This window comes from Streptomyces sp. PU-14G, assembly GCF_041028275.1.
In the GTDB taxonomy this organism is placed as follows: Bacteria; Actinomycetota; Actinomycetes; order Streptomycetales; family Streptomycetaceae; genus Streptomyces.
The window spans coordinates 1-10,379 of sequence record NZ_JASKYT010000298.1; the positions used below are offsets into that span (position 1 = coordinate 1).

Genomic DNA, 10,379 nt, shown 5'->3' on the forward strand with positions numbered 1-10,379 from the left:
CCGCCCATCCCCGCCCACCGACGACAGCCACCGCTCCCGCCCGCCGGAGGATTCGCATGCTCACGACCGCCTTCGTTCCCGGCACTCCGAACTGGCTCGACCTTGCCGCCCCCGACGTCGAGGCCGCCGTCGCCTTCTACACGAGCGTCTTCGACTGGGAGTTCCAGTCCGCAGGGCCGGAAGCGGGAGGGTACGGCTTCTTCCGGCGGGACGGTGAGGTCGTGGCGGCCGTCGGCCCGCTGATCGGAGAGGGCGATCCCAGCTGGACGGTCTACTTCCACACGCGGGACGCGGACGCCACCCGCGCCGCCGTGGAGCGCGCGGGCGGTGCCGTGCGGATGGCGCCGATGGACGTGTTCACCGCGGGCAGGATGGCTCAGTTCACCGATCCGTCCGGAGCCGACTTCGCCGTCTGGCAGCCGCGCGACACGGTCGGTCTGGACGTCGTCATGGAGCCGGAGACGCTGTGCTGGACGGAGCTCTACACGACGGACGCCGCAGCCGTGAAGGACTTCTACGCGTCCGTGTTCTCCTGGAGCTACGAGGACATGCCGATGGGTGACGATCTCGTCTACACCGTCTTCTCCGCGCCCGGCGGCGGTACGCCGGAGGACACGGGGCAGGGCGGCATGATGCAGCTCCCGCAGGAGCACCGGGATGCCGGCTCCGCCTCCCAGTGGCACCCGTACTTCGCCACGGAGGACTGCGACGCCACGTTCGCCAGGGCGACCGGAGCGGGGGCGAGCCTGCTGGTCCCGCCGACGGACGCCCCCGGGGTCGGGCGCCTCGCCACGCTCAGAGACCCGGCCGGCGCCACATTCGCCCTGATCAAGGGTGACCCGGAGCAGGGCTGACGGCCCGCCAGACCGGCGCACGGGCGCACGGGCGTGCGGGCGTGCGCGGCGTGCGCGGGTCACCTTTATTGGATCGCCCAGTACATAACTGTGCTAGCGTACGGCGCATGGCCCGACCGAGACTTTTCGACGAGGAACGGGTCCTGGACGCGGCCATGCGGGCGTTCTGGGAGAAGGGGTACGAAGCCACTTCCACCCAGGACCTGTGCGAGGCCACGGGGCTGGGGCGCAGCAGCATCTACAACACGTTCACCAGCAAGCACGCCCTCTTCCAGCGGTCACTGGCGCGCTATGTCGAGACCATGACCGCACTCCAGTTGGACCTTCTGGAGGACGCGGGGCGGCCCGCGGTGGAGCGGTTCGAGGCGCTGTTCGCGTGCATCATCGAGCAGGAGTTCGCTCATCGGCGGGACGGGAGGAGTATCGGCTGCCTCTCGGTCAACACCACCGTGGAGCTCGCGGCGCGGGACCCGGACGTCGCTGACCTGCTGGCGGGGGACGTCGAACTGCGGCTGACCGCGCTGCGAGCCGCCGTCGAGGCGGGGCAGCGGGCCGGTGAGATTTCGTCCGGACAGGAGCCCGCGGCGCTCGCCCGGTTCGTCAACGCCGTCATCGCCGGAATGCGGGTCTCCGCGCAGGGCGGTGCGGACCGTGCGGCCCTGGAAGGCATCGCCGCGACGGCAGTCGCGGCGCTCAAAGCCTAGCTTCCCGCCTGCGCCGCGACGCGTGGCGTCCGTCCGTACCTCCGTACTCCGTACCTCCGTACCTCCGTACCTCCGCGTGCGCGGCTGCCCCAGCGCCTGTGCGCGCGTCCCCGCCCGTGCGCACAGGCGGGGGTGAAGTGCGGGCAAGTTTTGTACTGAGCAATCCATAACGGCGGGCGGGCGGGCGTGCGGACGTACGTGCTGACACGCCGCACCCGGCCCTGCCCGGCCCGGCCCGTCCCGTGACACACACCGATTCCGGGGAGACACTCATGCCACTGACCGTCTATCTCATGGCGGCGGGAATCTTCGCCATGGTCACCAGCGAATTCCTCGTCGCGGGGCTCATGCCGCAGATCGCGGAAGGGCTGGACGTCACCCTCTCCCAAGTGGGCTACCTCGTCACCGCGTTCGCCGCCGCGATGTCCCTCGGCGGACCGTTCCTCGCCGCCGGGGTGCTCAAGCTGCGCCCGAAGCGGGCCCTGGCGGTCGTGTTCGCCGTCTTCCTCGCGGGCAACGTGCTGGCCGCGCTCGCACCCGGCTACGCCGTGATGCTCGTCGCGCGCCTGGTCACCGGCACCGCCTCCGCCGCCTTCCTCGGCGCGGCCATCTCCCTCAGCGTGCGTCTGGTGCGGCCCGAACAGGCCGGGCGTGCCGTCTCGGTGGCGCTCAGCGGGCTGATGCTGGGCACGCTGCTGGGTCTGCCGCTGTCCACGTTCGTCGGCGACCGGTTCGGATGGCGCAGCGCCTTCTGGGCCGTCACGGCGATGACGGTGGCCGCGGCGGTGCTGACGCTGGCGCGCGTCCCGGGGAGGGAACGGCAGGGCGTCGGCGGGAGCGGCACGGGGGGCGGGATACGGCAGGAGCTGGCGGTCTTCCGCCGGCGGAGACTGTGGCTCGTGCTGTCGACCAGCACCCTGACGATCGGCGCCACCTTCTCCGCCTTCAGCTACTTCAACCCGATCCTGACCGAGGTCTCCGGCTTCTCCACGGGCAGCGTCCCCCTCCTGCTGATCGCCTACGGCGCCGCCAACCTGCTCGGCAACGCCGTGGTCGGCCGTCTCGCCGACCGGCACGCGTTCGCCGTCCTGATGGTCGGGCTGCTCGGCAACGGCGTCTTCCTCGCCGCGTTCGCCCTGCTGGCCGACTCACGGACGGGCGCGGTCGTCTTCATGCTGGCCATCGGCCTGGTCGGCGTCACCATGAACCCGGCGATGGCCACCCGCGTCCAGCGGGCCGGCAACACGGGCCCCCTGCTCAACACGGTGCACTCCTCCTTCATCACCTTCGGCGTCCTCCTCGGCTCGGCTCTCGGAGGCGCCGCCATCCCCCACTTCGGCCTCGTCTCCCCGGTGTGGATCGGCGTGGGCCTGGCCGGGCTGGGGGTGCTCACCCTGCTGCCTGACCTGGGACGCGGGCGCCGCACCGGGCCGGCGGCACCGGCCGGGGAGGAGGCGGCCACCCGCGGGGAGGAGGAGACCACCGGGACGCTCGTGACCCGGGCGAGCTGACCACGCCCCGCGGTGCTGCCGGCTGACGGCTCCGCCGCCCCACCCGGCGCCGGCCGTCCCGTCGCCGGTCCCGTTGGCCGGCGTCTGACGAAGGCGTGGCCTGGACCCCGGCGGAGGGTCCAGGCCGTCCAGCCCACGCCAGGGGTGCGGCCGATGCTGCGGTCACACGAGTGAGCCGCCACCGAGTGAGCCGCCACCCGCCGGTGCCGGGGCGGGAGCGGGGTCCGGGGCGGTACCGCCCGAGGGCGGTTCGGGGGAGGAGCCCGAGGCGGCGTCGGACGCGGCGGCCTCGCTCTGCGCCGGCGCGTTCAGGTCGGCGAGCATCTGCTTGCTGAACCCGAAGAAGTACGTCGCCACGAACCCGGCGAGGTATCCGGCCGCCAGCCCCAGCCCGTAGATCGCGGCGATGGCGCCCAGCCCGTGGTTGCCCTTGAGCAGAGGGAAGAGGGCCCAGCCCGAGGGGCCGATGGCGGTGGAGCCGACGGAGGTGCCCAGCTGGTAGAAGAGGCCGACGACGCCGCCGCCGAACGCACCGCCCACGCACGCGGTGATGAACGGGCGGCCCAGGGGCAGGGAGACACCGTAGATCAGCGGCTCGCCCACGCCGAGGAACCCGGCGGGAAGCGCGGAGCGGATGGTCTTGCGGATCGAGGTGTTGCGGTGCAGCCGCAGGTAGATGGCGACCGCGGCGCCGACCTGGCCCGCGCCGGCCATGGCGAGGATCGGCAGCAGCACGGTGTACCCGCTCTGGTCGATCAGCGTGGTGTGGATGGGGATGAGTGCCTGGTGCAGGCCGAGCATCACCAGGGGCAGGAAGAGCCCGCCGAGGACGAATCCGGCGGCGGCGCCACCGTGGTCGAGGAGCCAGTCGGCGAGGTGTCCGATGCCGGTGGCGATCTCGCCACACACGAACATCAGCCCGAACAGCGTGACCAGCCCCGCCACCAGCACCGTCAGCGTCGGTGTGACGAGCACGTCCACGGCGGACGGGATGACGCGACGGCACCCCTTCTCCACGTACACCGCCAGCAGCGCGGCGAACAGCGCGCCCAGGACGCCGCCCTGTCCCGGTGCCAGCTTCTCGCCGAACGCGGAGACGTCGGCGACCCCGGGGAAGACGATGACCGCCGCCGCGGCACCGCCCAGCACCGGTGTACCGCCGAACTCCCGTGCGGTGTTGATGCCGACGAAGACCGCGATCAGCGACATGAAGCCGCTCGCGATCGCCGCCAGCGCCGGGGTGAGGGAGGGCAGCCAGCCCGCGTTGGTGAACAGGCCGTTGATGCCCGCGACGATGCCGCAGCCGATCAGCGCGGGGATGAGCGGAACGAAGATGTTGGCGATACGGCGCAGCATCAGCTTCACCGGTGTCGCGTTCTTCTCCTTGCGGGCCGCGCGCAGGGCCGCGCCCTCGGCGGCGAGGTCGTCGGCCGTCCTGGGGGACGCCGCCTGAGCCGCCGCGCCGGGTGCCGCCGCGTCGGGCGCCGCCGCGCCGGGCGCCGCCGCGTTCGGTGACGCCTCGGACGGCGCGTCCGGTGCGGTGGCGTCCCGCGCGGTCGCCGGCTGTGCCGCGGTGCTCGGGGCGGCCTGCCGGGTCAGCGCCTCGAACTGGGGTGTCACCCGGGCGACCTTCCCGGGGCCGAGCACGATCTGGTAGGTGTCGTCCTCGACCACGCCCATCACGTCGGGGAGGGCCTTGAGGGCCTCGTCCTGGACGAGCGAGCGGTCGGCGAGGGCGAGCCGCATGCGGGTCATGCAGTGGGTGACGGAGGTGACGTTCGCGGCCCCTCCGACCAGGGGAAGGATCGCTTCCGCGATACGCCGGTGGGGGTTGCCGCTGCCTTCAGCGCGGTCTTTGCTGCTGTCTGTGCTCATGGTGCGGTCGCTCTTCTTTGAGTGCCATGGTGCAGGCGGTACGGGCAGTCGGTGTGGTGCGGGCGGTCGATGAGGTACGTACTACGGGCGGTGCGGTACGGGCGTGGTGGGAGAGCAATTCAGGCGTCGCCCTCGGACCTGTCGGCCGCTGCCGCGGCGAGGGCCGCGCGCAGGTGTCCGTGGGAGTCGGCCAGCAGCCGCTGGGCCGTCGGTCCTTCGACGTCGCCCAGGAGAGTGAGGATGGCGGCCTTGACTTCGCCGTCCGTGGCCGCCAGCGCCGTCTCGATCGCGTCGTCCGGCGCGCCCGTCGCCAGCGCGACGATCCGGCGTGAGCGCGCCCGCAGCTTCTCGTTGGAGGCGCGCAGGTCCACCATCAGGTTCCCGTAGGTCTTGCCGAGCCGGATCATCGTGAGGGTGGAGAGCATGTTGAGGACGAGCTTCTGCGCGGTGCCGGCCTTCAGCCGGGTGGAGCCGGTCAGCAGCTCGGGGCCCACGACGACCTCGATGCCGTGCTCGGCGGCTGCCGCGAGCGCCGAGCCCTCGTTGCAGGACAGCCCGACGGTGAGGGCACCGCGGGTGCGCGCGTGTTCGACGGCGCCGACGGCGAAGGGCGTGCGCCCCGACGCGGAGATCCCCACCACGGTGTCGTCGGCGGTCAGGTTCAGCGCGTCCAGGTCGGCCGCGGCCATCTCGGGGCTGTCCTCCGCGCCCTCGACCGAGTTCACCATCGCGTCGGGGCCGCCCGCGATCACGCCGGTGACCTGGCCGGGAGCGGTGTTGAAGGTCGGCGGGCACTCGCTCGCGTCCAGCACGCCCATGCGCCCGGCCGTCCCCGCGCCCGCGTAGAGGAGGCGGCCACCGCGCGCCATCCGCTCGGCGATGGCGTCGATCGCGGCGGCGATCTGCGGCAGCTGGGCGGCCACGGCGGTGGGCACGGTGCTGTCCTCGCCGTTCATGATCTCGGCGATCTCGAGCGTGGGCAGCTGGTCGATCTGGGCCAGCTCGCTGCGAAACGCTTCGGTCGTGAGTGTGTCCAACTGATGACGGAGTACGTCGTAGCGCGACGCCTCCGGCCGGGAAGCGGCCTCGGAGCGGGGCGCGGTCTCCGCCCGCGCGGGGCCGGGGCGCGAGGCGTCGGGTTCGGAGCCGGGGGGATCGAGGGGAGTGGCGGGCTGTGAGGTGGTCATGCGGGAGCGGCTTTCTGTGGCTCTGGGCGGGTGCGGTCTGGGTCCTGGGCGTCCGCGGCGTGCCGCGCGCCGTGGGCCTGTTCGGGCCGGCGCGGCCTCTCTCGTCGGGGAGCGGGCCTCAGCGGCCCCGGGGCCGCGGCGAGTGGCGGTGCGCCAGCGCTTCGTACGAGGCGGAGAGCGCGGGCGCCGCCGTCTCGTACGTCCGCTGGGCCACGCCTATGAACAGGCAGTCGACGACGAGTAGCTGGCTCGTTCTGCTGGACATCGCCGCGGGGCGCAGCTCGCTCTCCCGTGCCGTGGACGTCGTCAGCACGTGGTCGGCGTACTGGGCGACCTCCCCGTCCGGGCGGCCCGTGATCGCGATGGTCGTCGCGCCCTGGTCGAAGGCCACGCGCAACGGCTCGATGACGTCCACGGTCCGCCCCGAATGGGTGATGGCCACGGCGACGTCGCCCGCCTGCATCTGCACCGCGTTGGTGACGGCGAGATGGGGGTCTGCGTGGCTGTGCGCCACCATGCCGATGCGGAGCAGCTTCTGTGCCAGATCCTGGCTGACGAGGCCGGAGGCGCCGACGCCGTACACGTCGATACGCCGGGCCGAGACCATCGCGGCGACGGCCGCCTCGACCTGCGCCACGTCGAGCGCGGCGGCCGTGTCGGCCAGCGTCTGCCGCTCGTCGAGCGCCAGCTTGGCGACGACGTCGGGCATCGGGTCGTCCACGGCGATGTCGGCGGTCACGGCGGGAGCCGCGCCCGACTCCTGCTGCGCGGCCAGCCCCGCGAGGGCCAGCCGCAGGTCCCGGTATCCGGGATATCCGAGGAGGCGCGAGGTGCGGACCACGGTGGCCTCGCTGGTGCCGGTGCGCTCGGCCAGACCCGTGACGGTGAGCTGCGCGCATCCGGCGGGATCGCCGGCGACCGCCTCGGCGACCCGCTGCATCGAGCGCGTCATCGACGGCGCCATCGTGCGCACCTTCGCCGCGAGCGCGGTGGGTCCCGGGCGGACCGCCTGGTGCCCGGCCGTGCGCGGGGCCGGCGGCCTGGGCCCCGCCGGTCCTGGCCGCTGCGAGGCCCCCGCCGGCGCCGTGGACGCTGCCGGTCCGGTCGGTGCCGTCGGTCCTGTCGGTCCTGTCGGTCCCGTCGGCCTCGACGGCCTCGACGGTGCCGTCGGCCCCGTCGGTTCCCCGGTGCCCGCCGTGGCCGGTGGCACGGGGGGCGTCGAGGCCTCCGGCGTCCCCGCCGGAGGAGCCGTCGCTTCCGCCGCCCGCTGGTGCTCTGATCGGAAGGTGAAATTTTCCTTCAGATTGCTGCTCACGGGTGGAAGATATTTTCGATTCGGTCGTCCGTCAATGGCTGTTGCGGCACTTGGCGGTCAGCGAGCTGTGAGCCGTAGGGGGCAGCAGTGGTGCAATGGAGGTATGGCACCGATGGAATCCGCACCAGGCTCGGACCCGCCCGGCGAGGACCGCGACCCGGGCGCTCCCGGGCGGCAGGACCCGCTGGAGCGCGCCCTGCACGCCGCCCGCGCGCTGATCCTCGCGGACCTGGAGGCGAGCGACGTCGCCCGCGCCGACATCGTCTCGATGGTCGAGGAGTCGGTCACCCACCGGCGCTGGTGGGTCGGCCAGTGGCCCGAAGGGGTCGCCTTCGTGGACGGTCTGGTCGCCCAGGACGTCCAGGACGCACTGCTCGAACGGTACGGCCGGTGGCCCGTGTGCCCCGTGTGCGTCGGCTCCGACCTGCACGCGCTCCAGGTCGAGCCGGAACTGGGCGAGGACCCGCACTGGATCTGCGGGAAGACCTCCACGGTGGTCGCCCGGGTGGGCCGTCTGGGCACCCGACTGTGACCGTCTACATCGACCCGCCGATCTGGCCGGGGCACGGGCGCATGTGGTCCCACCTGGTGAGCGACGTGTCGTACGACGAGCTCCACGCGTTCGCTGCCCGCATCGGCTGCCCGCCGCGCGCCTTCGACGGCGACCACTACGACATACCGTCAGGGCAGTACGCCGCCGCGGTGCGGGCCGGGGCAATCGAGGTCGGCTCGAAGGAACTCCTCCGCCACCTGACGGCCGCCGGTCTCCGCCGCCGCAAACGCTGACCCGGGGCCCGGCGAGGCCGGGCGCCCCGCCGGGCCCCGTCCCGAGGCGGTCAGGCTTCGGCGTACTCCTTCCGCTGCGCGGGGGAGGAGGCGGCCACCACCCGGGAGCGGGCGTGGACGCGGGAGGAGACGGCCGTCGTGGCCACCCCGGCCGCCGCCATCGCCGCACCGACCCAGGCGACCGCCGCGTACCCCCACCCGGCGGAGATGGCCAGGCCGCCCAGCCACGGGCCCACCGTGTTGCCGATGTTGAACGAGGCGGTCGTGGTGGCCCCGGCGAGGGTGGGCGCGGCGTCGGCGGCGTTGAACATCCGGGCGTTGAGGGCGGGCGCCGTGGTGAAGGCGGTCACGCCGAGCATGAGGGCGAGGGCGACCGCCGCGAAGCGGTACTCGGCCAGCAGGGCGAGCAGCGCCAGGACGGCTGTGGACGCGGCGATGCCGCTGTACATCGTGCCGAACAGGTGCGCGTCCGCGATGCGCCCGCCGATCACCGTGCCGACGAGACCGCCGATACCGAACAGCGCGAGCACGCTCGGCACCCAGCTCTCGGGCAGGCCCGCCACGTCGGTGAGCAGCGGCGCCAGGTAGGAGAAGAGGGCGAAGACGGCACCGGCGTTCAGGGCGATGGTCACCAGCGCGAGCCACACCTGCTTGTCGCGGTAGATGCGCAGTTCGCGGCGGAGGTTGGGGGCGTCGTCCCCCGTCGGCACGGCGGTACGGGGCACCAGCGTCAGGACGCCGACGAGGCCGACGGCCGCCAGGACGGCCACCGCCCAGAACGCCGACCGCCATCCGGCCTGCTGCCCCAGGAAGGAACCGGCGGGCACCCCGGCGATGTTGGCGACGCTCAGCCCGCCCACCATGATCGCCATGGCGCGTGCCCGCGCGTTCCCCGGTACCAGGGAGACGGCCACGGCCGCGCCCACGGCCCAGAACCCGGCGCACGCCAGCGCGCTGAGGACACGCGAGACGAACAGCACCTCGTACGTGGGTGCCAGCGCCCCGGCGACCTGCCCCAGCAGGAAGACGGCCAGCAGCCCGACCAGCGTCGTACGCCGTGGCAGGCGCAGGGTGGCGGCGGCCAGCACCGGCGCTCCCACCACCATCCCCACCGCGAACGCCGACACCAGCAGCCCCGCCTTCGGGATCGACACCCCCAGGTCCCTGGCGAGGGGTTGGAGGATCCCCGACAGCATGAACTCGGAGGTCCCGAGCGCGAAGACGGACAGTCCCAATATGTAGACAGAAAGCGGGACACGGACGGCCGACGGCTTGTCGGTCACGGGTGTGGCAGGCATGCCGTGCTCAACCTGCCCGCGACCTGCGGCATTCCCGCCGGCCCTGCACCGTCCTCGCAGATGGTCAGGCGGCGAGGAGACGCAGCTCCGTCGTCAGGTTGTGGCGGGCGGGCTGTTCCCAGTGGGTGCGGGCGTAGGGGGTGCGGAAGAGGTGGGGGAGGGCGAGGAGTTGGTGGAGCACGGCGGTGCGGCCCTCGCGGAAGGCGGGGTCGGGGACGAAGGCGTACTCCTGGCGCACTTCGGCGGCGTAGTGCGCGTACTCCTCGGGTGAGCCCGCGAGGACGGCCAGATCCGCGTCGCACAGGAGGGCGCCGTTGAGGTCGTCCGGAGCCGGGTCGTGGGTGACGGTGAGGCGGACGAGGCGGGCGACCTCGGCGGTGCGGGCGGCGGACACGCCCGCCTCGGGAAGCGCCCGTTCGGCGAGGCGGGCGCTGCGCTCCTCGTTCTCGCTGCGGTCGGGGCGGTAGACGGCGTCGTGGAACCAGGCGGCGAGGCGCACGGCGTCCACATCCGCCTCGGAGGTCTTGCGCGCGGGACCGGTCGCGGAGGTGCCCGCGGAGCCGTCGGGGGAACCGTCCGCGGAGCCGCCCGCGGAGCCGTCAGGGGAGCCGTCCGCGGACCCGTTGTCGGCGGCGCCGTCGGAGTCGGTGGCGTCGTCGGAGTCGGCCGCGGAGGTGTGAGCGGGCGCGGGGGAGGCCGGGTGTGCCGCCAGTTCGTCGATCCGGTCGAGGACGGCGCGCAGGTGGGCGGTCGAGTGGTAGCGGCGGTGCGGTTCGGCCCAGCGGGCCAGCAGGTCCTCGCCGTACAAGGCCGGGTCGGGGCCGTCGGGGCCACGGGCGGCGCCGGGGG

The 10,379-nt window shown here is 73.3% G+C and carries 10 protein-coding genes; 5 read left to right on the forward strand and 5 right to left on the reverse strand.

Going from position 1 to position 10,379, the window contains the following annotated elements:
• Positions 1 to 56 precede the first annotated feature (56 nt).
• The 3 genes from AB8Z75_RS26510 (at position 57) to AB8Z75_RS26520 (ending at position 3,069) form a co-directional block, all read left to right on the forward strand.
• Positions 57 to 854 (forward strand): VOC family protein, encoded by a 798-nt coding sequence (locus tag AB8Z75_RS26510; RefSeq protein WP_369206225.1) that lies wholly within the window; start codon positions 57 to 59, stop codon positions 852 to 854.
• A gap of 107 nt (positions 855 to 961) precedes the next feature.
• Entirely contained in the window at positions 962 to 1,558 is a 597-nt protein-coding gene (locus tag AB8Z75_RS26515) for a TetR/AcrR family transcriptional regulator (RefSeq protein ID WP_369206227.1), read from the forward strand.
• Positions 1,559 to 1,830: 272 nt separating this feature from the next.
• Complete coding sequence (locus tag AB8Z75_RS26520) at positions 1,831 to 3,069, forward strand: MFS transporter (RefSeq protein WP_369206229.1); 1,239 nt, start codon at positions 1,831 to 1,833, stop codon at positions 3,067 to 3,069.
• Between the two features lie 162 nt (positions 3,070 to 3,231).
• Here the strand turns inward: AB8Z75_RS26520 and AB8Z75_RS26525 are convergent, their stop codons facing one another.
• From AB8Z75_RS26525 to AB8Z75_RS26535, 3 genes are all read right to left on the reverse strand, one after another.
• Entirely contained in the window at positions 3,232 to 4,944 is a 1,713-nt protein-coding gene (locus tag AB8Z75_RS26525; RefSeq protein WP_369206231.1) for a PTS transporter subunit EIIC, read from the reverse strand.
• Between the two features lie 119 nt (positions 4,945 to 5,063).
• Positions 5,064 to 6,131 (reverse strand): N-acetylmuramic acid 6-phosphate etherase, encoded by a 1,068-nt coding sequence (gene murQ / locus AB8Z75_RS26530; RefSeq protein WP_369206233.1) that lies wholly within the window; start codon positions 6,129 to 6,131, stop codon positions 5,064 to 5,066.
• A 118-nt stretch (positions 6,132 to 6,249) separates the two neighbouring features.
• Positions 6,250 to 7,104 carry a MurR/RpiR family transcriptional regulator gene (locus tag AB8Z75_RS26535; RefSeq protein WP_369206235.1) on the reverse strand — a complete coding sequence of 285 codons (855 nt, stop codon included), beginning with the start codon at positions 7,102 to 7,104 and terminating at the stop codon, positions 6,250 to 6,252.
• A 445-nt stretch (positions 7,105 to 7,549) separates the two neighbouring features.
• Here AB8Z75_RS26535 and AB8Z75_RS26540 point away from each other — a divergent pair, with 445 nt between their 5' ends.
• Together AB8Z75_RS26540 and AB8Z75_RS26545 are read left to right on the forward strand one after the other, a co-directional pair.
• Complete coding sequence (locus AB8Z75_RS26540) at positions 7,550 to 7,978, forward strand: hypothetical protein (RefSeq protein WP_369206237.1); 429 nt, start codon at positions 7,550 to 7,552, stop codon at positions 7,976 to 7,978.
• On the forward strand, positions 7,975 to 8,232 hold the full coding sequence (locus tag AB8Z75_RS26545) for a DUF4031 domain-containing protein (RefSeq protein ID WP_369206239.1): 258 nt from the start codon (positions 7,975 to 7,977) through the stop codon (positions 8,230 to 8,232). Before AB8Z75_RS26540 ends, AB8Z75_RS26545 begins: the two co-directional genes overlap by 4 nt.
• Positions 8,233 to 8,282: 50 nt before the next feature.
• On the opposite strand, the gene AB8Z75_RS26550 is transcribed toward AB8Z75_RS26545, so the two are convergent.
• Both AB8Z75_RS26550 and AB8Z75_RS26555 read right to left on the reverse strand, forming a co-directional pair.
• Positions 8,283 to 9,530, reverse strand: coding sequence for a Cmx/CmrA family chloramphenicol efflux MFS transporter (locus AB8Z75_RS26550; RefSeq protein ID WP_369206241.1), 1,248 nt, complete (start codon positions 9,528 to 9,530; stop codon positions 8,283 to 8,285).
• A gap of 64 nt (positions 9,531 to 9,594) precedes the next feature.
• Complete coding sequence (locus AB8Z75_RS26555; RefSeq protein ID WP_369206243.1) at positions 9,595 to 10,338, reverse strand: hypothetical protein; 744 nt, start codon at positions 10,336 to 10,338, stop codon at positions 9,595 to 9,597.
• Positions 10,339 to 10,379: the final 41 nt, after the last annotated feature.